Annotated in this window: 27 protein-coding genes and 1 tRNA gene; 18 read left to right on the forward strand and 10 right to left on the reverse strand. The window is 71.2% G+C overall.

Going from position 1 to position 26,137, the window contains the following annotated elements; translation table 11 throughout:
- Nucleotides 1-3: 3 nt before the first annotated feature.
- Entirely contained in the window at nt 4-921 is a 918-nt protein-coding gene (locus tag MUN74_RS08620) for a DNA-3-methyladenine glycosylase family protein (protein WP_244856073.1), read from the reverse strand.
- Nucleotides 922-1,093: 172 nt separating this feature from the next.
- On the opposite strand from MUN74_RS08620, the gene MUN74_RS08625 reads away from it, so the two are divergent.
- The 4 genes from MUN74_RS08625 (at nt 1,094) to MUN74_RS08640 (ending at nt 5,226) form a co-directional block, all read left to right on the forward strand.
- Complete coding sequence (locus MUN74_RS08625) at nt 1,094-2,503, forward strand: pyridoxal phosphate-dependent decarboxylase family protein (protein ID WP_370647367.1); 1,410 nt, start codon at nt 1,094-1,096, stop codon at nt 2,501-2,503.
- A gap of 82 nt (nt 2,504-2,585) precedes the next feature.
- Nucleotides 2,586-3,158 carry a YceI family protein gene (locus tag MUN74_RS08630; protein WP_244856074.1) on the forward strand — a complete coding sequence of 191 codons (573 nt, stop codon included), beginning with the start codon at nt 2,586-2,588 and terminating at the stop codon, nt 3,156-3,158.
- A 125-nt stretch (nt 3,159-3,283) separates the two neighbouring features.
- The gene (locus tag MUN74_RS08635) at nt 3,284-4,177 is read left to right on the forward strand and encodes a flavin reductase family protein (RefSeq protein WP_244856075.1); all 894 of its coding nucleotides are present in this window, start codon (nt 3,284-3,286) and stop codon (nt 4,175-4,177) included.
- Entirely contained in the window at nt 4,174-5,226 is a 1,053-nt protein-coding gene (locus MUN74_RS08640; RefSeq protein WP_244856076.1) for an NAD(P)H-dependent flavin oxidoreductase, read from the forward strand. Before MUN74_RS08635 ends, MUN74_RS08640 begins: the two co-directional genes overlap by 4 nt.
- 18 nt (nt 5,227-5,244) lie before the next feature.
- Here MUN74_RS08640 and MUN74_RS08645 read toward each other — a convergent pair whose 3' ends face one another.
- Nucleotides 5,245-5,751 (reverse strand): hypothetical protein, encoded by a 507-nt coding sequence (locus MUN74_RS08645; RefSeq protein WP_244856077.1) that lies wholly within the window; start codon nt 5,749-5,751, stop codon nt 5,245-5,247.
- Nucleotides 5,752-5,899: 148 nt separating this feature from the next.
- On the opposite strand from MUN74_RS08645, the gene MUN74_RS08650 reads away from it, so the two are divergent.
- The 4 genes from MUN74_RS08650 (at nt 5,900) to MUN74_RS08665 (ending at nt 9,522) form a co-directional block, all read left to right on the forward strand.
- Nucleotides 5,900-6,439 (forward strand): YbaK/EbsC family protein, encoded by a 540-nt coding sequence (locus MUN74_RS08650; RefSeq protein ID WP_244856078.1) that lies wholly within the window; start codon nt 5,900-5,902, stop codon nt 6,437-6,439.
- Between the two features lie 64 nt (nt 6,440-6,503).
- A complete protein-coding gene (locus tag MUN74_RS08655; RefSeq protein WP_244856079.1) occupies nt 6,504-7,142 on the forward strand; it encodes a TetR/AcrR family transcriptional regulator in 639 nt (212 codons plus the stop codon).
- A 110-nt stretch (nt 7,143-7,252) separates the two neighbouring features.
- Complete coding sequence (locus MUN74_RS08660) at nt 7,253-8,776, forward strand: purine-cytosine permease family protein (RefSeq protein WP_244856080.1); 1,524 nt, start codon at nt 7,253-7,255, stop codon at nt 8,774-8,776.
- Nucleotides 8,773-9,522, forward strand: a complete 750-nt coding sequence (locus tag MUN74_RS08665) for an MBL fold metallo-hydrolase (RefSeq protein WP_244856081.1) — start codon at nt 8,773-8,775, stop codon at nt 9,520-9,522. Before MUN74_RS08660 ends, MUN74_RS08665 begins: the two co-directional genes overlap by 4 nt.
- A gap of 6 nt (nt 9,523-9,528) precedes the next feature.
- Here the strand turns inward: MUN74_RS08665 and MUN74_RS08670 are convergent, their stop codons facing one another.
- Complete coding sequence (locus MUN74_RS08670; RefSeq protein ID WP_244856082.1) at nt 9,529-10,059, reverse strand: RNA polymerase sigma factor; 531 nt, start codon at nt 10,057-10,059, stop codon at nt 9,529-9,531.
- A gap of 77 nt (nt 10,060-10,136) precedes the next feature.
- Here MUN74_RS08670 and MUN74_RS08675 point away from each other — a divergent pair, with 77 nt between their 5' ends.
- Nucleotides 10,137-10,514 (forward strand): YybH family protein, encoded by a 378-nt coding sequence (locus tag MUN74_RS08675; protein ID WP_244856083.1) that lies wholly within the window; start codon nt 10,137-10,139, stop codon nt 10,512-10,514.
- Nucleotides 10,515-10,527: 13 nt separating this feature from the next.
- On the opposite strand, the gene MUN74_RS08680 is transcribed toward MUN74_RS08675, so the two are convergent.
- Together MUN74_RS08680 and MUN74_RS08685 are read right to left on the reverse strand one after the other, a co-directional pair.
- Nucleotides 10,528-10,989 (reverse strand): MarR family winged helix-turn-helix transcriptional regulator, encoded by a 462-nt coding sequence (locus MUN74_RS08680; RefSeq protein WP_244856084.1) that lies wholly within the window; start codon nt 10,987-10,989, stop codon nt 10,528-10,530.
- Nucleotides 10,990-10,993: 4 nt separating this feature from the next.
- The gene (locus tag MUN74_RS08685; protein ID WP_244856085.1) at nt 10,994-12,379 is read right to left on the reverse strand and encodes a flavin-dependent oxidoreductase; all 1,386 of its coding nucleotides are present in this window, start codon (nt 12,377-12,379) and stop codon (nt 10,994-10,996) included.
- Between the two features lie 136 nt (nt 12,380-12,515).
- On the opposite strand from MUN74_RS08685, the gene MUN74_RS08690 reads away from it, so the two are divergent.
- Nucleotides 12,516-13,277, forward strand: a complete 762-nt coding sequence (locus MUN74_RS08690; protein ID WP_244856086.1) for an SOS response-associated peptidase — start codon at nt 12,516-12,518, stop codon at nt 13,275-13,277.
- Here the strand turns inward: MUN74_RS08690 and MUN74_RS08695 are convergent.
- A complete protein-coding gene (locus tag MUN74_RS08695; protein WP_244856087.1) occupies nt 13,266-13,778 on the reverse strand; it encodes a nucleoside deaminase in 513 nt (170 codons plus the stop codon). The two genes, MUN74_RS08690 and MUN74_RS08695, sit on opposite strands and share 12 nt — an antisense overlap.
- A gap of 158 nt (nt 13,779-13,936) precedes the next feature.
- On the opposite strand from MUN74_RS08695, the gene MUN74_RS08700 reads away from it, so the two are divergent.
- Nucleotides 13,937-14,533: a GNAT family N-acetyltransferase gene (locus tag MUN74_RS08700; RefSeq protein WP_244856088.1), complete on the forward strand. Its 597-nt coding sequence runs from the start codon at nt 13,937-13,939 to the stop codon at nt 14,531-14,533.
- An 85-nt stretch (nt 14,534-14,618) separates the two neighbouring features.
- Here MUN74_RS08700 and MUN74_RS08705 read toward each other — a convergent pair whose 3' ends face one another.
- Nucleotides 14,619-16,127, reverse strand: a complete 1,509-nt coding sequence (locus MUN74_RS08705; RefSeq protein WP_244856089.1) for an SPFH domain-containing protein — start codon at nt 16,125-16,127, stop codon at nt 14,619-14,621.
- Between the two features lie 209 nt (nt 16,128-16,336).
- Between MUN74_RS08705 and MUN74_RS08710 the strand changes: the two genes are divergently transcribed.
- Complete coding sequence (locus MUN74_RS08710; protein ID WP_244856397.1) at nt 16,337-17,203, forward strand: AraC family transcriptional regulator; 867 nt, start codon at nt 16,337-16,339, stop codon at nt 17,201-17,203.
- A 12-nt stretch (nt 17,204-17,215) separates the two neighbouring features.
- On the opposite strand, the gene MUN74_RS08715 is transcribed toward MUN74_RS08710, so the two are convergent.
- Both MUN74_RS08715 and MUN74_RS08720 read right to left on the reverse strand, forming a co-directional pair.
- Nucleotides 17,216-18,085, reverse strand: a complete 870-nt coding sequence (locus MUN74_RS08715) for a hypothetical protein (RefSeq protein ID WP_244856090.1) — start codon at nt 18,083-18,085, stop codon at nt 17,216-17,218.
- 322 nt (nt 18,086-18,407) lie between these two features.
- Nucleotides 18,408-18,911, reverse strand: coding sequence for a CGNR zinc finger domain-containing protein (locus MUN74_RS08720; protein WP_244856091.1), 504 nt, complete (start codon nt 18,909-18,911; stop codon nt 18,408-18,410).
- Nucleotides 18,912-19,052: 141 nt separating this feature from the next.
- Between MUN74_RS08720 and MUN74_RS08725 the strand changes: the two genes are divergently transcribed.
- Complete coding sequence (locus MUN74_RS08725) at nt 19,053-19,886, forward strand: alpha/beta fold hydrolase (protein ID WP_244856092.1); 834 nt, start codon at nt 19,053-19,055, stop codon at nt 19,884-19,886.
- A 59-nt stretch (nt 19,887-19,945) separates the two neighbouring features.
- Here MUN74_RS08725 and MUN74_RS08730 read toward each other — a convergent pair.
- A tRNA-Leu gene (locus MUN74_RS08730) sits at nt 19,946-20,032 on the reverse strand.
- Nucleotides 20,033-20,232: 200 nt separating this feature from the next.
- On the opposite strand from MUN74_RS08730, the gene MUN74_RS08735 reads away from it, so the two are divergent.
- From MUN74_RS08735 to MUN74_RS08755, 5 genes are all read left to right on the forward strand, one after another.
- A complete protein-coding gene (locus MUN74_RS08735; protein ID WP_370647368.1) occupies nt 20,233-21,015 on the forward strand; it encodes an HAD family hydrolase in 783 nt (260 codons plus the stop codon).
- Complete coding sequence (locus MUN74_RS08740) at nt 21,012-23,531, forward strand: glycoside hydrolase family 65 protein (protein WP_244856093.1); 2,520 nt, start codon at nt 21,012-21,014, stop codon at nt 23,529-23,531. Before MUN74_RS08735 ends, MUN74_RS08740 begins: the two co-directional genes overlap by 4 nt.
- 65 nt (nt 23,532-23,596) lie before the next feature.
- Nucleotides 23,597-24,331, forward strand: a complete 735-nt coding sequence (locus tag MUN74_RS08745; protein ID WP_244856094.1) for an FhaA domain-containing protein — start codon at nt 23,597-23,599, stop codon at nt 24,329-24,331.
- Nucleotides 24,328-24,885, forward strand: coding sequence for an FHA domain-containing protein FhaB/FipA (locus tag MUN74_RS08750; protein WP_244856095.1), 558 nt, complete (start codon nt 24,328-24,330; stop codon nt 24,883-24,885). Before MUN74_RS08745 ends, MUN74_RS08750 begins: the two co-directional genes overlap by 4 nt.
- Nucleotides 24,886-24,888: 3 nt before the next feature.
- The gene (locus tag MUN74_RS08755; protein WP_244856096.1) at nt 24,889-26,121 is read left to right on the forward strand and encodes a PP2C family protein-serine/threonine phosphatase; all 1,233 of its coding nucleotides are present in this window, start codon (nt 24,889-24,891) and stop codon (nt 26,119-26,121) included.
- The last annotated feature ends 16 nt before the right edge of the window (nt 26,122-26,137 follow it).

Raw genomic sequence — 26,137 nt, forward strand, 5'->3', positions numbered from 1 at the left:
CGATCAGCGGGCCCGGTGGTCGACGAACTCCATGCGCGGGCCGCGGCGCGGCTTGCCGCGCGACCCCGAGTAGCCGAGCAGCCGGATCGCCCGGTACCGCTGACCCGCCCACGGCTCGAGCGCGACGAGCATCTCGTCGTCGGTCATGTCGCGGCCCTCGAGCGCATGCCCGACGAAGTTCGCGAGGTGATAGTCGCCGACCGACACGGCGTCGGCGTCGCCGAGTGCGCGCTGGGCGACCTCGGCGGCCGTCCACGCCCCGACGCCGGTGAAGTGGGTCAACCGGGAGAAGGCGTCGGCGGGCGTCATGGCCGCGGCCTCGTCGATGCGTGCGGCGAACGGCGCGAGCGAGACGATCGTGCGCGAGCGCTTCGGGTCGACGCCGGCGCGGTGCCACTCCCAGCTCGGGATGCGCCGCCAGCCGTCGGGGGCCGGCGCGACTCGCATGCGGAACGGCGTCGGGCCCGGGGCATCCTCACCGAACCGCCACAGCAGCATGCGCCACGAGTCGTGCGCCTGCAGGGTGATGACCTTCTGCTCGAGCACCGCCGGCACGAGCGCCTCGAAGACCCGGCCGCTGCGCGCGACCCGCATACCGGGATTGCGCCGGTGGGCGTCGGCGATGCGCGGCAGCCGCGGTTCGAACGCATCGGTCTCGTCGCGCGCGCCGAGCAGGTCGGGTGCGGATGCCACGGCCTCGGCCGCTCCGGGCCCCCACGCCTCGCAACGGAACTCATTCGCCCCGCGCTGCGAGAGCCGCATCGTCGCGGGCCCCGCGGGCATGCGCGTCGTGCGCCAGACCGAGCCATCGGCGGCGAGCCGGTAGGTCGGGTCGCCGGGGCCGCGGCGCAGCACGCCGACGGTCTGCAGCAAATCGGTCGGATGCGGCGCGCGCCAGTCGAGCTCGGCGTCCACGGTCACGCCCTCAAGTGTGCGCCACTCCGCCGACAGCCACCTGACGGCGCAGACGTCCGGCCCGCGCAACCACGAACGCGCAAGACGGTCGCCGAACGCACCGATGCGGTGCCACGAGGCGTTCGATGGCGATTCGTTGCGCTCCAGATCGGATTCGTGCGAGGAAGTTGCGCAGATCATGGGCGCGGGTGAAAATCGTTCCGTGCCAGCATCCGAAGACCCCACGCGCATGCACGCCGTCACCGGCGAGACCGAGTCGATCGTCGACCTCGTGCTCGACTACTCGCGCCGCCGCCTGCTCTCGACCGACACCCCGCTCGACAAGCCCGAGACCGAGTCCGAGCTCAAGCGCCTCGCCGGCCGCACGATCGACGAGCGCGGCATCGGTGCGAGCCGCGCGCTCTCGATCTTCGAGCACGTGCTCGCGCCCGCGTGCATCACGATCGACCACCCGCAGTACCTCTCGTTCATCCCTGCGGCCCCGACGAAGGCCGCGATGGCGTTCGACCTCGTCGTCTCGGCATCGAGCCTCTACGGCGGCAGCTGGATGGAGGGTTCCGGCGCGGTGCACGCCGAGAACGAGGTGCTCACCTGGCTCGCGACCGAGTTCGGCCTGCCCGCCGGCGCGGGCGGCGTCTTCGTGCAGGGCGGCACGATCGGCAACCTCTCGGCACTCGTCGCAGCCCGCGAGCTCGCGCGCGAGAAGCGCACCGCGGCGGGCGAACCGATGCCGGCCCGCTGGAAGCTCGTCTGCTCGACGGAGGCGCACTCGTCGAACAAGTCGGCCGCGAAGGTCATGGACGTCGACGTCGTGCTGGTTCCAGCCGGCGACGACGGGATGCTGCGCGGCGACGCCGTTCGCGCGGCCCTCGAGGAGCACGGCGGCGACGTCTTCGCGGTCATCGCGACGACCGGCTCGACGAACTTCGGCATCGTCGACGACGTGGCGTCGATCGCCGCCCTCAAGGACGAGTTCGACTTCTGGCTGCACATCGACGGCGCCTACGGCCTGACCGGCATGCTCTCGCCCGTCGCGCGCGAGCGCTACCGCGGCGTCGAGCGCGCCGACTCGGTCATCGTCGACCCGCACAAGTGGCTGTTCGCCCCGTTCGACGCGTGCGCCCTCATCTACCGCGACCCCGAGATCGGCCGTCGGGCGCACACGCAGCACGCCGAGTACCTCGACACCCTCACCGGCAAGCCCGAGTGGAGCCCGTCGGACTACGCCGTGCAGCTCACCCGGCGCCCGCGCGGCCTGCCGTTCTGGTTCTCGCTCGCGACCTACGGCGCCGCGGCCTACCGCGCGGCGATCACGAACTCGCTCGAGCTCGCGCAGCGCATCGCCGACGAGATCCGCCGCCGCCCCGAGCTGCAGCTCGTGCGCGACCCGCAGCTCTCGATCGTGGTGTTCGAACGCGAGGGCTGGACGATGGACGACTACGAGCGCTGGTCGGCGAAGCTGCTCGACGAGCAGCGCGCGTTCGTCACGCCGAGCTCGCACGCGGGCCGCCCGAACACGCGCTTCGCGATCATCAACCCGATGACGACGTTCGAGCAGCTCGTCGGCATCCTCGACTCGATGCGCTGAGGCCGCACCCCGGCGGTGAGTCGCCTCCCAGCCCGCAGATGCGAGACTGTGTGAGTTCGTGCAACAGACCAGGGGAATCAACATGACCGCCAACGAACTCGACCTCAGCGGCGACTGGGACATCGATCCCGCGCACAGCCGCATCGGCTTCTCGGCCAAGCACGCCATGGTGGCGAACGTCCGCGGGGCGTTCAACGACGTCGCCGGCCACCTGCACGTCGACTTCGACGACCCGGCGAAGTCGACCGCCGAGATCGTGCTCAAGACCGCCAGCATCGACACCCGCAACGCGCAGCGCGACGAGCACCTGCGCAGCGCGGACTTCTTCGACGTCGAGCAGTGGCCCGAGATCACCTTCACGAGCGACCGCATCGAAGAGGTCGCCGACAACGCGCTCGTCGTGTCGGGTGAGCTGACGATCCGCGACGTCACGAAGCCGATCACCATCCCGATCGAGTTCACCGGTGCGCACACCGACGCTGCCGGCGAACTGCGGGCCGGGTTCGAGGGCACTCGCCGCATCGACCGCCGCGAGTTCGGCCTCGAGTGGAACGTGGCACTCGACACGGGCGGTTGGCTCGTGTCGGAGAAGATCACCCTCGAGTTCGAGATCTCCGCCGTCAAGCGCGCCGTCGACGCCGAAGCGGCCGCCTGACGCCTTCCGCTGAGCAGTCGCGTCACACGGCGCTCCTCACCCCCGGGCGGGCGTAGCGTGGAGGCATCCGCGAACCGACCGCCGGGAGGCGAACAATGACGCGAGCCGATGCGCCCGGAGCCACCGTGGGCCGACCCGATGGGCCGGCGCCCGACCTCCATCTCGTGATCGAGCCGAGCGTGCTCTACGTGGGCACGCCCGTCTACCTCGTCGTCACCGAGAACCCCGACGGCACCGCGAACCTCGCCCCTGCGTCGAGCCACTGGGCGCTCGGACGCATGCTCGTGCTCGGCCTCGAGACCGACGGCCAGTCGGCGCAGAACCTGCTCGAGCGCCCGCAACTGACGGTGAACTTTCCCGCGGCGGCGCAGTGGCGCAACGTCGAGCGGCTCTCGGCCGTCACCGGACGCGACCCGGTGCCCGACGCGAAGGCCGGCCAGTACCGCTTCGAGCCGCGCAAGTTCGAGCTCGCGGGCTTCAGCGCGCAGCCCTCCGACCTGGTCGCGCCGCCGCGGGTGCGCGAGGCGCCGCTGCAGTTCGAGGGCGAGGTGCGTCGCATGACCCCGGGCGTCGACCCGGGCTACTTCATGGTCGAGGTCGCGGTCGTGCGCGTGCACGCGCTGCCCGAGCTCAACGTGCCCGGCACCCAGCACATCGACCCGCACGCGTGGCATCCGCTCATCTACAGCTTCCGCCACTTCTTCGACCGCGGCGAACAGGTGGGCTGGACGCGCAAGTCGCCGACCGCGGGTGCGCTGCCCGATCTGTCCGAACCGACGTCGCCCGATCCGGATGCCTCGGAGCCGGCGCCGCCCACGGCGCCCGGCGTCGCCCGCACGCCCCTCCAGGAGCTCGAGCGCTGGGAGAGCTTCGGCGGCACCTGGGCGCTGCGCGAACTGACCGACGACGGTGCGATCGTGAGCCTGTGCCGCTGCGACGGCGGTGAAGAGGTGTCCCGCATCGTGTCGTCCGATCCGGCGTTCATCTCGTGGGCGTCCGAGCAGGAGGCGCAGCCGTGAACGACGCGACCCCCCAGCTGTCGACGCCATGGTCCCGTTCGCTGGGCCTCACGACGCCGATCGTCAGCGCCCCGATGGGCGGCGTGGCCGGCGGACGGTTCGCCGACGCGGTCTCTCGGGCCGGCGCCCTCGGCACGATCGGCATGGGCAGCTCCGGTTCGGCGACGAAGCTCGCGGCGCAGCTCGCCGAGTTCGATGCGGCCGGTGGAGCCGACGCCCGTCCGTTCGGCATCGGCATGGTGCACTGGGGACTCGAGCGCGACCCCGCCATGCTCGACGTCGCGCTCGAGGCGCGACCGACGCTCGTGTCGGTCGGTTTCGCGACCCGGTTCGACTGGGTCGCGCGCGTCCACGATGCGGGCGCACTCGCGGCGACGCAGGTCTACACGGCCGCCGAAGCGCTCGTCGCGGCCGACGCCGGGGTCGACGTGATCGTCGCCAGGGGCGCCGAGGGCGGCGGTCACGGCGACCCGCGCATGGGCACGCTCGCCCTGCTCGACGCCGTGCTCGACGCGCTCGACGACCGGCGAGCAGGCGACGCAGCCGAACCCGCCGGCCGCACGACCGGTCGACCCGGCTCCCCTGCGGTGCTCGCCGCGGGGGGCATCGCCTCGGGGCGCAGCCTCGCCGCCGTGCTCGCGGCCGGCGCCGACGCCGCCTGGATCGGCACCGCGTTCATCGCCAGTCCTGAGACCCTCACCCCCGAATCGGCGAGGCCCGTGATCTTCGCCGCCACGGGCGACGACACCGTCAACACGACCGCCGCCGACGCCGCCCTCGCGCTGCCGTGGCCCGAGCGATTCCCCGAGCGCGTCATCCGCAACGCCTTCGTCGACGAGTGGGAGCACCGAGTACCCGAGCTGCGCACCGGAGACGGTCTCGACGCGTTCAAGGCCGACTTCGCCCGGGCGAACGCCGCAGGTGAGCACGACGTCGTCCCCTTCGATGCCGGTCAGGGCGTGGGACTGCTCCGCTCCGCCCGACCGGTCGCCGACATCATCGACGAGCTCACCGCCGAGGCATCCCGCCTGCTCGCACGCCGGTTCTGAGGCGCCGACGCGCCCGCGCTAGGCCGGTGGGGGCGCGTCGGTCGCGTCGGGCTTCCGGAACACCTGCCGCATGTGGTCGCTGTCGAGGAAGTCTGCGATGCCGATGAGGATGAGGCTGAACACGATCTGCTCGGTCACCATCCAGAACGGGAAGAGGCCGGGGATCGCCGCCATCACGAGCGTCACGACCGGGAAGATCTTGCTGAACAGGCGCAGCCGCGAGTACGCCCAGCGGTAGCCCTTCTGCGCCCGCCAGGCGAAGTAGAAGAGCGTGACGGTCATGCCGAGCACGACGAGGATGCGCATCCACACGGGGAACGCGAGCACGGTTCCGTTGAACAGCAGCACCGCCGCGACGACGAACGCCGCCCCGCCGATGAGCACCTCGACGGCGAGCAGCCAGGTGATCCACGTGAACGCGCGGCGGGTGCGGGGGTGCCCGACGAGCTCGTCGTCGACCTTCACGCCCGCGGCGCGGCCGCCGGCGATGCGGTCGAGCTTCAGCAGCATCGGCTCGAGATCCATGGTGCACTCCCCTTCGTTTCGAGCGTACGCGGATGCCTCGGGGCGAGGCATCGACCGGAAGTTCGAGTCCCGCATCGCGGGTTGAGGAGCGCCGACGCGAAGCGGCGACGCGTCTCGAAACCACGCCGCCGGCGCGTACGCTGCCACCATGCGCTTCGGAACCCTCGACTTCACGGCCGCCGTCGACTCGCCCGAGCTGCTCGCCGCGCCGACGGCCGCCGCCCTGGCCGCCGCGCCCGACGGCGACGTGCTCGTCGCCGCGATCGACGCGTCGCTCGCCGATACCGCGGCGTTCTGCGAGCACTACGAGATCTCGCCGGCCGACGGTGCGAACTGCGTCGTCGTGCAGGCCCGCCGCGGCGAGCGCACCTGGTACGCGGCGTGCCTCGTGCGCGGCGCCGACCGGCTCGACGTGAACGGCGCCGTGCGGCGGCACCTCGACGCGCGCAAGCTGTCGTTCGCGCCGATGGATCTCGCGGTCGAACTGACCGGCATGCAGGTCGGCGGCATCACGCCGGTGGGGCTGCCCGATGGCTGGCCGATCCTCGTCGACGAGTCGGTCGCCGCGCACGAGCGCCTCATCATCGGCAGCGGCAACCGCGACGCGAAGCTGCTCGTGTCGGGCGCCTACCTCGCGAGGCTGCCCGGCGCCGAGGTGCTGCCGATCGCCATCCCCTCGGCCGGTTGAGGAGCGAGCGACGAAGGAGCACGCGTCTCGAAACCGTCTCGACGGCACGGCTAGCCTGAACACGATGACACGAACGCAGAGCGGCACGTTCAAGCGATTGCCGCGCGAAGACCGCCGCGACGAACTCCTCGACGCCGCGGTTGCGCTCGCGTTCGACGACGGCCTCGGCAAGATCACGGCTCGCCGTGTCGCCGCCCGGGTCGGAGTCGCGCAGGGCCTCGTCACGCACTACTTCGGCTCGATCGACGAGCTGCTCGCGGCGGCCTTCGAGCGGGCCGCCGAGGCCGAGCGCGACGAGCTCGATCCTCGCCCTTCGAGCGACCCGGTCGCCGACATGCGGCGGGTGCTCGGCTTCTACGTCTCGCATGACCGCGACCCGGCAGCGCTCTTGTGGCTCGACGCCTGGCGCGAGAGCGCCCATCGCCCCGCGGTGCGGCAGGCGGTCATCCGGCAGATGGAAGGCGACGTCGCCGACCTCGACGCGATCATCGAGGCGGGCATCGCGAGCGGTGCATTCCCCGAGGCATCCGCGAAGTCGTCGATGCGCATCATCGCACTCGTCGACGGACTCGCCGCGAACGCCGCCGTGCGCGCCGGACTCGACGAGCCCACCCTCGACTACGCGAACGTGACCGACTTCGTGTTCAGCACCGCCGAGCGCGAGCTCGGTCTCCCGCCCGGCGCACTGCAGCCCGAGGACTGACCGGGCTCGGCGCATCCGCTGCGCACTTATTGACCAATTGGCCAACACGCGATACTCTCCCCGTGGCTTGAAATTGGCCGCAAGGCCAACAACGCGAGGAGGCGTTCGAGATGGCGGAGACGACGGAGACCGTGGCAGTGGCCACCAGCGTTGAGACGGGCGAGTCCGCGCTCGAGGCCAACACCAGGGCCGGACGCGTCGAGCAGCACGGCACCGACCACATTCCCGCCGCCGAGCGGCACGGCACGCCGCGGAACCTGTTCGCCGTCTGGGCGGGCTCGGGCGTCAGCTACCTGTACTTCGTGCTCGGCGGCATCCTGGTGCTGCTCGGGCTCGACGCGTGGCAGGCGCTCGCGGTCGTCGTCGCCGGCAACCTCTTCTTCATCGGCGTCGGGTTCCTCGCGGTCAGCGGTCCGCCCGCCGGGGTGCCGAGCGAGGTCATCACGCGCAGCTTCTACGGCGTGCGGGGCAACCGCGTCGTCAACGTTGTGCTCGGTTGGCTCATCGGCGTGCTCTACGAGGCGATCAACCTGTCCGTCGGCGCGCTCGTCGGCTTCACGCTCGTGCGCTGGTTCGCCCCCGACGCACCCGACGCGGTCATGGCCGCGATCGTGATCGGACTCGCGCTCCTCACCTTCACGATCAGCGTCTACGGGCACGCGACGATCGTCAGGATCAGCGGCTGGGTGATGTGGGCGCTCCTCGCAGGCATCGCCGTGCTCGCCTGGTTCGTGCTCGCGAACGCCGACCTGTCGTACGTGCCCGACGGCGGCGTGCTCGAGGGCGCCGAGCTGTGGGCGGCGGCCGCGGCGGGCTTCACGATCATCGCCTCCGCGCCACTCTCGTGGCTCGTCGGCGCCGACTACTCGCGCTACCTGCCCGAGCGATCGAGCCCGGCGAAGGTCGCCTTCTGGACGGCGTTCGGCGGGTTCCTGCCCGCGGTGGTGATCGGTTCGCTCGGCGTGCTCGCCGGCACCGTGGTCGACATGTCCGTGCCCGAGGAGTCGATGGCCGAACTCGTGCCGGCCTGGTTCTACCCCGTTTTCCTGCTCGTCGTCGTGATCGGGTCGATCACGAACAACGCCCTCACCGCGTACAGCACGGGTCTCGCGCTCATGGCGTCGGGTATCAGGTGGAAGCGGTCGATCACGGTCGTGTTCGACGCCGTGATCGCGGTCGCGCTCACCCTCTACGCGCTCTTCGTCTCCGACTTCCTCGGCACCGTCAGCGGCCTGCTCGAGATCAGCATCGCCGTGCTCGCGCCCGCCCTCGGCGTCTACGCCGTCGACATCGTGCTGCGTCGCAACCGCTACGACGGCGTCGCCCTGCAGGACGAGTCGCGCGGCGGACCGAACTGGCACCGCGCGGGCTGGAGTCCGGCCGGCTGCCTCGCGCTCGGCGTCGGCAGCGTCGTCACCGCCCTCTGCGTGAACACGACGTTCTACACCGGTCCGATCGCGGCCGCCCTCGGCGGTGCCGACGTCTCGCCCTTCGTCGGGGTGCTCGTCGGCGGCGGGCTCTACGCGCTGCTCGCGCCGCGCACGATGCGTCGGGCGAAGCTGGATGCCGCGACTCGCGCCGACCGCGAGGCATCCGGTTCCGCCGACGGCGAGCGAGTCGGTGCTCCCGCATGAGCGCGGCATCGCTCGAGATCGTCGACCGGTGGTTCGCGGTCGAGCCGGTCGATGAGCGGATCACGCGCATCATCGAGCCGCACGTGCACGAGTTCGTGCGCGGCAACATCTGGCAGGTTCGCGGTTCGGCGCGTGACCTCGTGATCGACTGCGGGCTCGGGGTCGCTCCGCTTCGCGACGAGTGTCCCGCGCTGTTCGCGAACGACCCTGTGCTCGTCGTCACCCACGCGCATCTCGACCACATGGGCGGCGCGCACGAATTCGACGATCGGCGCGCCCACGCCGCCGAGCCCATGGGCGACCCGCGCGGCGCCTCGATCCGCGGAGCGGTCCTCCGCGACGAGCTCGGCCTCGACGAGGAGCTGCCCGACCTGCTCATCACCGCCCGTCCGGCGGGCTTCGATCCCGACGCGTACCGGCTCCGTCCCGCACCGGCGACGACCCGACTCGTCGACGGCGACGCTGTCGACCTCGGCGACCGCTGCCTCCGCGTGCTGCACCTGCCGGGCCACACACCCGGATCGATCTGCCTCTTCGACGAGGCATCCGGCACGCTCTTCAGCGGTGACGTGATCTACGACGACGTGCTGCTCGACGGGCTCCACGAGTCCGACCGCGACGACTACGCGACGAGCCTGCAGCGCCTGCGCGACCTGCCGGTTCGCGTCGTGCACCCCGGCCACGGCGACTCGTTCGACGGCGTGCGGCTGCGCGAGCTCATCGATGACTACCTCGCGGCGGCATGACGACGATCAGACCGGGTCGGCACCGATCGCGGGCTCCGCGAGCACGGCGGCGGCGAGGCGCTGACGCGCCCTCCTGATGCGCTGCCGCACGAGCGCCGGGCTGATGCCGAGCAGCTCGGCGATCTCATTGCCCGGGCGGCCCTCGAGCGCCGAGAGCACGAGCGGAGTCCGAAGCTGCTCGGGCAGGTCTCCGATCGCCCGCAGCGCCGCCCGCAGGTCGGTCCGCGCCTCCAGTCGATCGTCGGCGGCCGGCACGAGGGCCCGCGACTCGTCGTCGAGCCGGTCGTCGAGGCGCCGCCCGCGGAGGTGGTCGATCGCCGTGGTCCGCGCGATCGCGTCGACCCACGCGCACACCGTGCCCGCGCCCGGGTCGCGCACGCCGTCGATCGCCTTCCAGGCGCGCAGCAGCACGGTCTGGGCCAGGTCGTCGGCATCGTCGGGGCGCACGCCGAGGCTGATCGCCCGCCGCCGAAGCCGCAGGGGTTCATCGGCGATGAGCTCGAGCAGCGTCCTCGCCTGCGGGGCGGATGAGGGCATCTGTCACATCTCTCGCTCGTCGACGTCTTTCTCGATGACCCGATCGCCGGGTCATCTACTCGAAGAACGGAACCCCCATGTCTATTCCCGTCGCGAACCTCGACGCCCTGCCCCTCGCCTTCGCCGAGCGCTTCAACGCACAGGACCTCGACGGCCTGCTCGCGCTCAACGCCCCCGGCGCGGTCTTCGTGCCCGCGCCCGGCCAGCCGGTCGAGGGCGACGCCGTTCGATCGGCACTCGAACAGTTCCTCGCGCTGCAGCTGCCGATCACGATGCGCACGAAGCACGCGTTCGTCAGCGGCGACACGGGCCTCGTGACGGCCGAGTGGTCGATCGCCGGCGTCGGCCCCGACGGCTCGGAGGTCTCGCTCTGGGGCGTCACGGCCGACGTCGCGCGGCACGACGAGCAGCACGGCTGGCGCTACGTCGTCGACAACCCGTTCGGCACCGTCTGATCGGCACCCGGGATCAGCCCCGCGCCGCCTCCTGCACGACATCGCGCAGCCGCTCGAGGGCGGGCAGCGCCGCGGCGAGCGCGGCACGGTCGGCGTCGTCGAGCCGGGCGAGCGCGTCGACGAGGATCGCCTCGCTCGCCCGGTCGAACCGGTCGAAGAGGCCGAGCGCCCGGGTCGAGGCGCTGACCTCGACCCGGCGCCGGTCGTCGGCCGCCGCCGTGCGCACGACGAGCCCCGCGGCCTCCATCGCCTTCAGCAGGTTGCTCACGGTCGGCCGGCTGAGTCCGAGCTCGGTGGCGAGGTCCCCCGGCGAGCGCACGACTCCGCGCGGCAGCGCTCGCAGCACCTCGATCTGCGCATCGGGCAGGTCGGGAAGGTGCTCGGCCGAGCGGGCGGCCTTGAGCAGGCCGCGCCGCAGCGGCGAGACGATCGAGTTCAGCCGCGCGAGTTCGGCGGCCGGCTCCCGGGAGGTCATCCGGTCAGTCTGCCAGCGGCGGAGCCGACTCGGGTGTGAGCGACGCACGCTCGTTGAGCGCGGACGGGTGGAAGCCCGCGGTGCGCTTGTACCCGTCGGCGATCTCCTGCAGCTCGTCGGCGGGGATCACGTCGTGGATGTCGGCGAACCCCTCGGGCGCACGGTCGTACGCGAGCTGCATGACCTTCTCGGGACCGAGCTGGCGGGTCATCTCGAGCAGGCGCGCGGTCGCGGGGCGCCGGTCGGCCTCGTACGCCTCGAGCGCGCGGCGCACGGCCGCTGCGCGTGCGCTGTCTCCGAGAGGGGATGCCCCAGCAGCAGCATCCGCCCCCGCAGCCTCGTTCGCCAGGTGGAAGGCGAGCGTGCGCCCGTCGATGATCGCCTGGGATGCACCGTTCGAACCGTTCGGGTACATCGCGTGCGCGGCGTCGCCGATGAGGGTCGAGCCGCCGAACGTCCATCGCGGCAGCGCATCGCGGTCGACCATCGGGTACTCGAGGATCTCGTCGGCCGCGGCGATGACCGCGGGCACGTCGAGCCAGTCGAAGCTCCAGTCGGCGAAGAGCGCTTCGATGGGGCCCGCGTCGACCGCGTGGTTCCAGTCGGCGGTCTCGTCGACCCCCTCGGGCGCACGGCGCTCGGCGATGAAGTTGAGCCGGGTTGAGCCTGCCTCGGCGCCGGGCGCGACGAGCGGGTACGAGACGAACTTCTGCTCGCCGTCTCCGGCCATGATCATCGTGCGGCCGTCGAGGTAGGTGGGCACGCTCGCGGTACCGCGCCACAGGATGAGGCCGTTCCAAACCGGACCGCCCTCGTCGGGGTAGGCCTGCGCGCGCATCGCCGAGTGGATGCCGTCCGCGCCGATGACGACGTCGGCGGCGACCTCGAAGGTCTCGCCCGCACCGTCGTCGCCCGCGCCGGCGCCCGACCGCACGAAGCGGGCGAACTCGGCGTGCCCGGCGGCACGCGCCTCGGCGGATTCGGGGTCGAGGTGCTCGACGCCGACGAGCCTGCAGCCGAGGCGGATGGTGTCGGGCCCGAGCCGGCGCTCGACCTCGCGGGCGAGCAGCAGCTGGAACTCGCCGCGGTGCACCGAGAGCTGCGGCCAGCGGTAGCCGGCGTCGAGGCCGCGCGGCTCCGACCAGATCGGCTGCCCGAAGCGGTTGTAGTACGAGAGACGGCTCGGCGGCACGCCGATCGAGGCGACCTCGTCGGCGAGGCCGAGCTCGGTCAGCTCGCGCACGGCGTGCGGCAGCAGGTTGATGCCGACGCCGAGGGGCCTGAGCTCTCGCACGCGTTCGTACACGGTGATGTCGCGGAAGCCCGCGCGGTGCAGGCTCAGGGCTGCGGCGAGCCCGCCGATGCCGGCTCCGGCGATGACGATCTTCAACATGGCCTCCTTGTCATGGGCGCGCCGCGGTCGCAGGGGGATGGTCTCGTCGGGTGCGTGCAGATAGTTTTGCAACAAAACTCTTTCGCCGCAAGCGGCCCTGCGGCCTGCATACCGTCGCACATGTCGGAGGTCGGTGGCAGGCTGGGTGATGTACCCGGGCGACATCGACCAGGAGGCATCCATGTGCGGCAGATTCGTGGTCTCGCAGAAGGTCGACGACCTCACCGCGGTCTTCGACGCCGAGAATGACTTCGACGACTGGCAGCCGAGCTTCAGCCTCGCCCCGACCGACACCGTGCCGATCGTCCGCGAGCGCGCCGACCGTGAGACGGGCGAGTTCGTGCGTCGGCTCGAACCCGCCGTCTGGAACTTCCATCCCTCGTTCATGAAAGACGCGAAGCGTCCGCAGTTCAACACCCGCATCGAGACGGTCGCGACCAACGGCCTGTGGAAGGGCGCGTTCGCCCAAGGCCGTTGCATCGTGCCGATGCGCGGGTACTTCGAGTGGACGGGCGAGCCCGGCAAGAAGCGCGCGCACTACCTGCACGGCGAAGGCGACGTGCTCGCCGCCGCGGGCATCTCGACCGCGCGCAAGCTCCCTGACGGCGAGTGGCAGGTGTCGACCTCGATCATCACGAGAGAGGCGAGGGATGCGTCGGGCGAAGTGCACGACCGCATGCCGGTGTACCTGCCTCTCGACGAGATCGAGCGCTACCTCGACCCGGCGAAGCTGGATGCGGGCGGCATGCAGGCCATGGTCGACTTCCTGATCGAGGCGTCCGACCGCGTCGCCCCGACGATCACCGAGTACGAGGTCGACCCGCGGATCAACAACCACCGCGCGATCGACCCCGGCGACCCGACGCTCATCGACCCGCTGCCCTCAGGAGCCTGAGACGTCGACCCCCGCGCAGCGCGCATGCAGGGCACGCAACTCGTCGGCGAGCTCGGGCGCGGGCCCCGATACGTCGATGCCGGGCGCGATCTCGCCGATCGGCAGCGCGGCGACGGGGCCGTCGGGCAGGCCCCACGCGCGCCGCCACCCGACGAGCTGTTCGGTGCTGCCCGCGTAGACGATCCGGCCGAGGCCGACCCACGCGTGCGCGGCCGAGCACATCGGGCAGTGCTCTCCCGAGGTGTAGACGGTACTCGCGGCGCGCTCGTCGGGGGTCAGGTTGGCGGCGGCCCAGCGGGCGATCTCGAATTCGGGATGCCTCGTCTGATCGCCGCCCGCGACGCGATTGCGGTCCTCGAAGCGCACCACGCCGTCGGCATCGACGAGCAGCGAACCGAACGGCTCGTCGCCCGCGTCGAGCGCCTCGCGGGCGAGATCGACGCAACGTCGCAGGTACGCCAGGTCGGCGTCGGTGGGCGGTCGCGGGTCTCGTCGCGCCATGCGTTCGTCTCCTCAGCCGGTCTGTGCGGCCTGCCGGTCGCAGCCGGCAGCAGCCTACGCCTCGTGAGCGTAGCGATCGGGCGGACCATCCGCGATCACGAGGCCTCGACTGACGACACGCCGAACCTCCGCCGCGCCATCCGTGCCACCATGTTCTCGTGCAGTTCAGACTCGCCACCGACGCCGACGTGCCCGCCATCGCCGAGACGATCGCCCTCGCCTTCGTCGACGACCCCGCCTGGGGCCCGATCCTGCGATTGCCGGGCGATGCGACCGCCGATCTCGAGCTGTTCTGGGCGCCGTTCGTACGCGGCGCCCTCCGGTACGACACCGTCTGGGTCGTCGACGACGGCGCCTCCGTCGCGGTCTGGCTGCCGTCGGGCGCCGACGAGATGACCGACGACCAGCTCGCCGAGGTGCAGGCGTTCGTCGACGAGCGGCTCGACGCCGAGCAGCGGGGCGCCTTCGCCGAGATCTGGGAGTCGTTCGAGCACCATCACCCGGCCAAGCCGCCGCACATGTACCTCAGCCTGCTCGCGACGCACCCGTCACGCCGCGGCGAGGGGCTGGCGCAGCAACTGCTCGCCGAGAACCTCCGTGCGTTCGCCGAGCGCGGACTGCCGGCCTACCTCGAATCGACGAATCCCGACAACGACCGGCGCTACGCGCGCGCCGGGTTCCGCGAGATCGGCTCGTTCACGGCGCCGATCGGCGGCGGCCGCGTGGCGACCATGTGGTGCGACCTGCCCGGGTGACCTGGACGAGTGACCTCGACGCGAACGGGGCCGCGCGATCTGCGAAGATCGCCCGGCCCCGTTGCTGCGACGAGTGCGGGTCGCGTCAGCGCGCGGCGCCGGCCTCCTGGTCGCCGCCGAGCCCGTCCAGCGAGTCGAGACGATCGGCGACCGGCCCCACCGCGGCGGCGAGCTGCGCTCCAGCCGACGCGACCGCGGCACCCACGGCCGCAGAGTCGTGGGTGCCGACCCGAGCGGCCGCACCGCCGGCGGCTGCGCCGCCGATGATCGAGCCGAGCAGCTCACGCAGCCCGACGCCCATGGTCGAGCTCAGCATCGCGTCGACCTCGGTGATGCCCGAGACGGCGTTCTTCGCGAGCTGCGAGGCGCCGTCGGTCGAGACGACCGTGAGCTGGTCGATGTTCGACATGGGTGCGGCGAGCTCGCGGGCGATGAGCGGCAGTGCGTCGATGACGCGCATCTGCAGCAGCGCCTCGGACTGCTGGGCGACGGCCTCGGCCGCGGCCTTCGTGGCGGCCGCCTCGGCGGCACCCTTGGCCTGGATCGCTTCGGCCTCTGCGAGACCCTCGGCCTTGAGCGCCTCCGCGGCAGCGGTACGCGCGACCCGGTCGGCCTCGGCGGCGATGCGCACGGATTCGGCCGCGGCATCCGCCTCGACCTTGACCTTGTAGGCCTGCGCATCGGCGACGGCCTTGACCTCGGAGTCGAGCTCGGCGGCGCGCAGCGCGGCCTTCTTCTGCGCGGTGATCTCCTGCTGCGCGACGACCTCCTGCTGCGAAAGCGCCTCGGCGAGCGGACGGGCGGCGGCGGCCTCCGCAGTCGCCTTGTCGGTCTCGCGCTGGAGGGCGGCCTTGCGCTGGGCGAGCTCGGCCTCGCGCTCGGCGACGGTCTGCTCGGCGGCGATCACGGCTTCGCGTGCCTCGCGCTGCGCGACCGCCTCGGCGATCTCGGCCTGCTTGCGCACCTTCGCCTGCTCGGCGCGGCCGAGGTCGTCGATGTAGCCGTTGGTGTCGGAGATGCCCTTGATCTCGAACGAGTCGACGTCGAGGCCCTGGCTGAGCAGCGACTCGCGCGCGACGCCGAGCACCGCGGCCGAGAGCTCGTCGCGGCGGTTGATGATCGTCAGCACGTCGGTGGCGCCGATCGAGGCGCGCAGCGAACCCGAGAGCACCTCCTGGGCGAAGATGTCGATGTTCTTGTCCTGCCCGAGGAACCGCTGGGCGGCCGCGCGGATCGAGGCGGCGCTGTCGCCGACCTTCACGATCGCGACGGCGTCGACGTGCACCGTGATGCCGTTGTTCGTCTGCGCCTCGGCGCGGATCTCGATGGCGCGCGAGCGCAGCGAGATCTTGTGCGCCTTCTGGAAGAAGGGCATGATCCAGACACCCTGGCCGTGCACGACGCGCTGGCCCGACTCCTCGGTGTCGACGCCGTCGACGACGCGACGGCGCGAGCGCTTGCCGGTGACGACGATCGCCTCGTCGGGCGACACGTTGCGATACAGCACCTTCGCCCAGATCCACAGGGCGATCACGACGATGACGGCGACGATCACGATGCCGATGATCGGGGCAGCGGCGAAGAACTCGAGCATGGGGTCCTCTCGGGCGGGTTCGGGTCGGGCGTCGGGCGCCCTGCACAAGAATGGCCGGTGGGTGGGCGTGGCGCAATGGGCAGCGCTCCCCCGGTCCGGTTCGATCGACGCGGATGCCGCAGCCGGCGCCACTCGATCGGATCGGACCGGGATGATCGGGTGCCGGGGACGGCTCGCCCGCAGGCTGGAACGTGCAGAAGGGAGAACCCGTGATCGCCGACCTCAACCGCCTCGTCGACACCGTCGAGGCGCACCTCGCCGAGGAGCTCGACCTCGCCGCGCTCGCGCAGGGCGCGGGCACGACCGAGTACCACCTGCGTCGCATGTTCTCGTCGCTCGCCGGCATGCCGCTGTCGGAGTACGTGCGCCGCCGGCGCATGACCGTCGCGGCGGCCGACGTCGCCGCGGGCGAGCCGATGCTCGACATCGCGGTCCGGTACGGGTACGGCTCGACCGAGGCGTTCGGGCGGGCGTTCCGTGCGGTGCACGGCTCGAGCCCCTCCGACGTCAGGCGCCACGGCGGACCCCTTCGCACGCAACCGAAACTCAGGTTCCGCCTGACCGTCGAAGGGAACTTCACCATGGACACCCGCATCGCCGACCGACCGGCCTTCCACCTGGTGGGGCGCGCCGCGCGCGTGCCCCTCATTCACGAGGGCGTCAATCCGCACATCCAGGCGCACATCGCGTCGCTGCCGCCCACCGAGCACGCGCGCCTCAAGGCGCTCGGCGACACCGAGCCCGCAGGCCTCCTGCAGGTGAGCGCCGACGTCGACCCCGACTACGTCGAGGGCAGCGAGCTCACCTACCTGCACGGCGTCGCCCTGTCGGTGGATGCGACTCCGCCCGCCGATCTCGATGTGATCGAGGTGCCTGCGGGCGAATGGGTCGTCTTCCGCACCTCGGGCCCCTACCCCGCCGCCCTGCAGGACACGTGGGCCGCGACGGCCACCGAGTGGTTCCCGTCGAACCCGTGGCGGCTGCGGCCGGGCCCGTCGATCGTGGCCGTGCTCGAGCGCGCCGACGACTTCAGCACCGCGACGACCGAGCTCTGGCTGCCGATCGAGCGCGAGTAGTCGTCGTCGGTGTCAGGTGAGGGCGCCGCTCGAGATCGGCTTCAGTTCGACGCCGAGGCGTCCGTACCAGTCGCGCACGGCCTGCTGTTGCGGGCCGGTGCACGTCTTGCCGTAGCCGATGTTCACGTCCCAGTACTCGTAGTCGCTCGTCCAGATGCGGTGGTCGAGCTTCCATCCGTCGAGGTAGGTGAGGGCGAAGCAGTCGGCCATCACCTCGTTGTCACCGTCGAAGGCCTCGAGGGCATCGGCGGTGGCGACGGGGTTGGTGAACTGCAGCACGTGCGCGAACTCGTGGTACGCGATTCCGGTGCGCAGCTCGTCGGTCATGTACGGCAGGGCGTTCGCCGCCGAGTCGAAGTGCACGAGGTACGGGTCGTCGCTGATGACGCACCCGAGCAGATCGCGGTCGCCGCCGCCGTCCGCGTCGCACAGCTGCACGGCGCCCTCGATCTTCGACTCGACGAATCCGCCGGACAGGCGATCGATGACCGACTCGTACGTCGATCCCGTCGTGTTCGTCGTCGCCTGCGTCTGCGCGGCGCTCCAGCGCGACTCGAGCTCGGCCGCGGCGCGCTCGACTGCCTCCGTGTCGTCGGCCATCGCCGCCGCGTCCCAGCGATGCACCCACGACTGCACGGCGAGCCGGTGGTAGTCCTCCCACGGCACGACCGACGCCATCAGCACGCCGTCGAACTTCGCCGCGGACTCGACGAGCCCGTCCATCGCCGCACCGAAGGTCTCCTTCTGCTCGATGAGGTCGCGCTGCTCGTCGATCTGCTGCTGCTGCTCGTCGATGCGGTCCTCCGCATCCTGCAACTGCAGGTAGTACCAGACGCCGCCCGCGATCGCGGCCAGCAGTGCGACCGCAAGCACGCAGATCACGACGATCACTCCCCGCGATCGCCGCGGCCGCGAAGCCGGCGCATCCTCGGTCACCTCCGGGTCTTCCCCCGGCAGGGCTTCGGGAGCCGCTTCGGACGCTGCTTCTGGAGCAGCTTCGGGCGACTCCGCTGCCTGCGCCGCGGCTGCGGCGGCTTCGTCGTCCGCCGCGGGTCCGGTCGGCCGGGTCGCCTCGGCCGGCCCTGCATTCAAGTCGGTCATCTCACCTCGATGTGAACGGTCCGCCGGAATTCGGCAGGAGCCCATCCAATCATCCGGTCGACGGATCGGATGCATCGAACGGAGGGCCCGGAGTCGGCTCGGCTCAGACCGCAGTCTTCGCGTAGTGTCGACGCGCCTTCTCCCGATTGCCGCAGGTCTCCATCGAATGCCACCTTCGGGCGTTCGCCCGGCTCGTGTCGATGAAGAAGTGCTGGCAGTCGGGGGCGGCGCACGGCCGGATGCGGGATCCGGACGGCGCCTGCAGCTCCGCCCACTCTCGGATGGCCGCACCGCCGACGCGGCGACCGGCGCCGTCGCGATCGCGCCAGACGATCCCGCCGTCGGCGGTGAGCTCGGGCCGACGGGTCATCTCGTCGAGCCACGGCTCGAACGCTTCGGGCGAGCTGCGGCCGCGGAGCACGGCGACGAGCGCGTCTCGCACCTCGCGTGCGTCGGCGAGATCGGCCGCCTCGGCAGGGACGCCGTGGGCTCGCAGCCAGGAGGCCCCGCGCTCGTCGTCGAGCTCGTCGTCGACCCGGTCGCCGTAGACGAGCCGCGAATTCACGAGGTCGAGCAGCAGTCCTGCGTTCTCGGTGGGCTCGATCATGCGGCCTCCTCGGGTTCATCCGGTGTTACCGAAATTCTAACTTGCATGGAATAGCTGTGGGGTTATAGCGTTGCTTCCACCAGAACTAACCGGATCAAATCGTTATTCCAGTTAGAAGTGAACGGAAGCCAGGAGGGCGCCATGTCGTACATCACCGTCGGAACCGAGAACTCCCAGAACATCGACCTCTACTACGAGGACCACGGCTCGGGGCAGCCCGTCGTGCTCATCCACGGCTACCCGCTCAGCGGCGCATCCTGGGAGAAGCAGGCGGCGGCGCTCCTCGACGCCGGCTACCGCGTGATCACCTACGACCGCCGCGGCTTCGGCAAGTCGAGCCAGCCCACCACCGGCTACGACTACGACACGTTCGCCGCCGACCTCCACGTGGTGCTCGAGAAGCTCGACCTGCGCGACGTCGTGCTCGTCGGCTTCTCGATGGGCACCGGCGAGGTCGGCCGCTACCTCGGCACCTACGGCGGCGAGCGCGTCGCGAAGGCCGCCTTCCTCGCCTCGCTCGAGCCGTTCCTCCTGCAGACCGACGACAACCCGACCGGCGTCCCCGGCGAGGTCTTCGCCGGCATCGAGCAGGCCGCGAAGGCCGACCGGTACGCCTGGTTCGACGACTTCTTCCGGGACTTCTACAACCTCGACGAGACGCTCGGCAGCCGCATCGGCGAGGCCGCCGTCCGTGCGAGCTGGAACACGGCGGCAGGCGCCTCCTGGTTCGCCTCGTCGGCGGTCGTGCAGTCGTGGCTGACCGACTTCCGCGACGACATCGCGAAGGTCGAGGTGCCGAGCCTCATCCTGCACGGCACCGCCGACCGCATCCTCCCGATCGACGCGACCGCCCGCGAGTTCGTCAAGCGACTCCCGTCGGCCGACTACGTCGAGATCGAGGGCGCGCCCCACGGCCTGCTGTGGACGCACGGCGACGAGGTCACCGAGGCGCTGCTCGCGTTCCTCGCGAAGTAGCCGCGACCGGCGAGCCCTGAACGACGAAGAGCCCCCGTTGTCACGGGGGCTCTTCGTGGTGGTGCGCGAGGGGGGACTTGAACCCCCACACCCTTGCGAGTACTGGCACCTGAAGCCAGCGCGTCTGCCAATTCCGCCACTCGCGCGAATGTGGTCGCACCGAAGTGCGTCCAGCCACGAGAGCCTAACATCTCGCGGCCCACAACTCCATTCGAGGGCGGGCAGCGGCAGACCTTGGCATCCGCTCCGAGTCCCGACCGCACCTCGCGCCCGGCCGCCGGGCGGGAATAGCATCGGAATCCCGGGTACCGGCGCCCACCGACCGACGTGACGAAAGGAGCGCCCCGTGACCCAGAACCCACGACCCGACGACTCGCCCGTCCGAACGACGGACCCCAGCGGCATCCGCGGCTGGCTCTTCGACCTCGACGGCGTGCTCACCCCGACCGCGATCGTGCACATGCACGCGTGGTCGCGGCTCTTCACCCCGTACCTCGAGGCGCAGGGCGCTGCGCCGTACACCGACGCCGACTACTTCTCGTACATCGACGGCAAGCCGCGCTACGACGGCGTCCGGAGCCTGCTCGAGAGCCGCGGCATCCACCTGCCCGAGGGTGAACCCACGGACCCTCCCGAGGCCGAGACGGTCTGCGGGCTCGGCAACCGCAAGAACGCCGCCTTCAACGAGACGCTGGCCGACGAGGGAGTCGCCCCGTATCCGGCGAGCGTCGCCTTCCTCGACGCGGTGCAGGCCGCCGGATGCCTCGTGGCCGTGGTCTCGAGCTCGAAGAACGCGCCGTCCGTGCTCGAGGCCGCCGGCATCGCCGACCGGTTCGAGGTCGTCGTCGACGGCGCGGTCGCCGCCCGCGATGGGCTGCCGGGCAAGCCGGCGCCCGACACCTACGAGCGGGCGGCCGAGCTGCTCGGCCTGCCCGGCGCCGAGTGCGCGGTCGTCGAGGACGCCGAGTCCGGCGTCAAGTCGGGTGCGGCGGGCGACTTCGGCCTCGTGGTCGGCGTCGACCGCGGCGTCGGTCGCGACGTGCTGCTGCGCCTCGGCGCCGACGTCGTGGTCGACGAGCTCGACGAGCTGATCCCCGATCTCCAGCGCAACCGGAAGGACACCGAATGAGGTTCGCCGACGACGACCCCCTGAACCGCAGCCGGTTCCCGGTCGACGAGTGGGCGCTCGTCGAGACCGAGTTCGGCGACTCCGACATGGGTCGGACCGAGACCCTGTTCGCCGTGGGCAACGGCTACCTGGGCCTGCGCGGCAACGTCGAGGAGGGCCGCGACGGCCACATGCACGGCACGTTCGTGAACGGGTTCCACGAGACGTGGCCGATCCGCCACGCGGAGGAGGCGTTCGGCTTCGCCCGGGTGGGCCAGACGATCGTCAACGCGCCCGACGCGAAGATCATCCGGCTGTACGTCGACGACGAACCGCTCGTGCTCACCGAGGCCGAACTGCTGAGCTACGAACGGCGCCTCGACTTCCGGCTCGGCGCGCTCAGCCGCTCGATCGAGTGGCGCACGCCGGCGGGCAAGCGCGTGCTCATCACGAGCCGGCGCATGACGAGCTTCACCGACCGGCACCTCGCGGTCGTCGACTACGAGGTCGAGCTGCTCGACGCCGACGCCGCCGTGACGATCTCGAGCCAGATCCTCAACCGGCAGGACGGCCGCGACGAGTACCGCTCGGGTGTGCAGCAGGAGGCCCAGACGCCCGGGGCGTTCGACCCGCGCAAGGCCGAGCAGTTCATCGACCGGGTGCTGCAGCCGCGCATCAGCCGCTCCGCCGGCGGTCGGTACATGCTCGGCTACCAGACGACGAACTCGAGCATGACGATCGCGATCGGCGCCGAGCACGCGATCACGACCGACAACCCGTTCACCGAGACCGGCACGATCGGCGACGACCTCGCGAAGCACGTGTACCGGGTGCAGGCGAAGCAGGGCATGCCGATCCGCATCACCAAGACGATCAGCTACCACACGGCCCGCAAGGTGCCCGCGCGCGAGCTCGCCGACCGTTGCGACCGCACGCTCGACCGCGCAGCCGAGCTCGGCACGGGCGAGCTCTTCGCGCAGCAGCGCTCGTGGCTGCACGACTTCTGGGCCCGTTCCGACGTCGAGATCGCCGACCAGCCGATGCTGCAGCAGGCGACGCGGTGGAACCTCTTCCAGCTCGCCCAGGCCACCGCACGCACCGACGGCGGCGGCGTCGCCGCGAAGGGCGTGTCGGGGTCGGGCTACGGCGGCCACTACTTCTGGGACTCGGAGATCTACGTGCTCCCGTTCCTCACCTACACGGCGCCGATCGTCGCCCGCAACGTGCTGCGGTTCCGTCAGCGCATGCTCGACGCGGCGCGTGCTCGGGCGCTCGAGCTCAACCAGCGGGGCGCCCTCTTCCCGTGGCGCACGATCAACGGTCTCGAGTCGAGCGCGTACTACGCCGCGGGCACCGCGCAGTACCACATCGACGCCGACATCGCCTTCGCGCTCTGCCAGTACGTCGCGGCGACCGGCGATACCGACTTCCTCGGACGCGGCGCGATCGACATCCTCGTCGAGACGGCTCGCATGTGGGAGGACCTCGGCTTCTGGCGGTCGAACGCCGACGACGTGTTCCACATCCACGGCGTCACGGGGCCCGACGAGTACACGACGGTCGTGAACGACAACCTGTACACGAACGTGATGGCTCGGGCGAACCTCGCGGCCGCGGCATCCGCCGTCGACAATCTGCAGGTGGGTGACGCGGCGGCCTACCACCGTCTCGTCGACCGGCTCGGGGTGACCCCCGCCGAGGTCGCGAGCTGGCGACGGGCGGCGGCGCACATGCACATCCCGTACGACGAGCAGCTCGGCATCCACCCGCAGGACTCGGCGTTCCTGCAGAAGGAGCTGTGGGACCTCGAGAACACGCCCGACGACCGCCGGCCGCTGCTGCTGCACTACCACCCGCTCGTCATCTACCGCTTCCAGGTGCTCAAGCAGGCCGACGTGGTGCTCGCCCTCTACCTGCAGGGCGACCGGTTCACGGCCGAGGCCAAGCGCGCGAACTTCGAGTACTACGACCCGCTGACGACGGGCGACTCGACGTTGTCGGCGGTCGTGCAGTCGATCGTCGCGGCCGAGGTCGGCTACCACGAGCTCGCGATGCGATACTTCCGCTCCGCCCTGTTCGTCGACCTCGCCGACCTGCACCACAACGCGTCCGACGGCGTGCACGTCGCCTCGACGGGCGGCGTGTGGGCCTCGCTCGTGTCGGGGTTCGGCGGGTTCCGAGACCACGGCGGCCGGTTCACGTTCGACCCGCGCCTGCCCGACGGCTGGTCGGGCCTCACCTTCCGGCTGACGCTCCTCGGCACGCGCATGCGCGTCGAGCTCACCCCCGATGCGATCGCGTTCACGATCGAGTCGGGCACGTCGGCAGCGGTCTCGGTGCGGGGCACCGAGGTGACCGTGACCGCGGATTCCCCGGTGTCGGTGCCGCTCGACGGCCAGGGTCCGCGGCTCTACGGCTCGCCGACGATGCAGGATGTCGCGGGCACGCGCCGTGCCGACGGTACCCTGCTCACGGCATCGATCCCGACGCTGTCACTCGACGCGGACGACATCGAATCGGTCATCCCGATCGACTGATCCGGGGTGTTTCCAGCCGCTCGCGCTAACATGACGCGAAGTCAGACACCGGAATCGGGAGACCTGTGGGCCTACTGGACAACTTCGAGAAAGGTCTCGAGCGCGCCGTCAACGGCGCGTTCGCGAAGACCTTCCGTTCGGGGCTGCAACCGGTCGAGATCACCTCGGCGCTCAAGCGCGAGGTCGACACGAAGGCAGCCGTCGTCTCGCGCGACCGCGTGCTCGTGCCGAACAACTTCACCGTGCGCATGTCGCCCGCCGACCACGAGCGCATGTCGGCGCTCGGCCCGGCCCTGATCGACGAACTCGTCGACCTCGTGCAGAAGCACGCGGCGAGCCAGCACTTCCAGTTCGCGGGCGGCATCACGATCGCCCTGCGAGCCGACGAGGGCCTCAGCGTCGGCATGGTGCAGGTCGACTCGCAGAACGTGAAGGGCCAGGTCGCCTGGACGCCCGTGCTCGACGTGAACGGCCGGCGCTACCCGATCATCAAGGGCCGCACGGTCATCGGCCGCGGCTCCGAGGCCGACGTCACCCTCGACGACTCCGGCGCCTCGCGCCGGCACGCCGAGGTCCAGTGGGACGGCTCGCGCGCCCGTGTGCGCGACCTCGGCTCCACGAACGGCACCCAGCTCGACGGCGCCCCCGTGAAGGAGGCCATCCTGCCCCCCGACTCCGTCATCACGATCGGACGATCGCGCATCGTGTTCCGCGTGCTCGCCCAGGCCGCCGGCGGCGGCGATCCCGCGCCGGCCACCCGTCGACACGACATGGGCGGATTCTGGGGGCCGGCCGAATGAGCGAACTGACCCTCCTCGTCCTCCAGCTCGGATTCCTGCTGCTCCTGTGGGTGTTCATCTTCGCGATCGTCTACGCACTGCGCAGCGACCTCTTCGGTCAGCGCGTCCGCAAGCTCCAGCCCGACGCGGCCGCTGCGACACCCGCGGCCCCGGCGGCGAGCGCGTTCCCCACGTCGCCCGTCACGGGCTCGCCCGCCGCGCCCACCGAGGCCGTCACGACGACCCCGCAGGGCGGTGGCAACGGCGAGCTCGCCTCGAGCGACAACGCCCGGCGCCTCGTCATCACGAACGGGGCGAAGTCGGGCACCGAGTTCCCGCTCGGCACCGATGAGATCACGATCGGCCGGTCGAGCGACTCGGCGATCATCATCCGCGACGACTACACCTCGACCCACCACGCCCGGCTCATGCTGTGGAACGGCCGGTGGATGATCCAGGACCTCGACTCGACCAACGGCACCTTCCTCAACGGCTCCCGAGTGACCGTGCCCACGCCCATCCCGCTCGGAGCCACCGTCAAGGTCGGCGCGACGACGTTCGAGCTGCGGCGGTAGGCCATGCCGGCGGTCAAGGCGAGCGCAGCGGTCTCGCATGTCGGGCGCATCCGCTCGAACAACCAGGATTCCGGCTACGCCGGACGCCGGCTGTTCCTCGTCGCCGACGGCATGGGCGGCCACGCGGGCGGCGACGTCGCCAGCGCGATCGCCACCCGTCGCATCGCCGACGCCGACGTCGACTACGCGAGCCCGCCCGAGGCCGCCGCCGCCCTCGAGGGCGCGCTGATCGCGGCGAACCGGCGCCTCGCCGAGACCGTCGCCGAGCACTCCGAGCTCACCGGCATGGGCACGACCGTGAGCGCGATGGTGCACCTCGGCGACCGCGTCGTGATCTCGCACATCGGCGACTCGCGCATCTATCTGCTGCGCTCGGGCGAGCTGAGCCAGATCTCGACCGATCACACCTTCGTGCAGCGCCTCGTCGACGCCGGCCGCATCACCGCCGAGGAGGCGATGGTGCACCCCCGCCGCTCGGTGCTCATGCGCGTGCTCGGCGACGTCGAGGCGTCGCCCGAGATCGACCAGATGGTGCTCGACACCCGCGAGGGCGACCGGTGGATGCTCTGCTCCGACGGGCTCTCGGGCGTCGTCGCGTTCGACGACATCCACGAGCTCATGTCGGCCGACGCGGGGGCGAAGCAGATCGCCGATCGGCTCGTCAAGGCGGCCCTCGACGGCGGCGCTCCCGACAACGTGACGGTCGTCGTGGTCGACATCGGCGAGCCCGCCGCACCCGCGACGCCGCCGCTCATCGTGGGCTCGGCCGCCGCACCGCTCGCGTTCGGCACGGCCGTCGAAGCGCCGAAGCCCCGCGGCATCCGCCTCACGCCGTTCCGGCCGCACCCGGTGCAGGAGACCCACTTCGAGCCCGACTCGGCCGACTACTTCGACGAGCTCATCGAGGAGGACGAGCGCCGGCACCGTCGCCGTCGCATCGTCTGGGGCGTGTGGATCGCGCTCTTCGTGGCGGCGATCGCCGCCGCCGTCGTGTTCGGCTACCAGTGGACGCAGACCCGCTACTACGTCGGCGAGTCGAACGGTCGTGTCGCGATCTTCCAGGGCATCCAGCAGGACCTCGGCCCGATCTCGCTGCACGAACTGCACCGCGAGACCGACATCGACGTCTCCGAGCTGCGCACCTACGACCAGCAGCGCGTCGAGCAGACCATCAGCGCGGGGTCCCTCGCCGAGGCATCCCAGATCGTGGAGCGATTGGAGGCGTCCCTTGACTGACCGCTCCGACCGCCCG

Origin of the sequence: Agromyces sp. H17E-10 (assembly GCF_022919715.1) — a bacterium.
In the GTDB taxonomy this organism is placed as follows: domain Bacteria; phylum Actinomycetota; class Actinomycetes; order Actinomycetales; family Microbacteriaceae; genus Agromyces.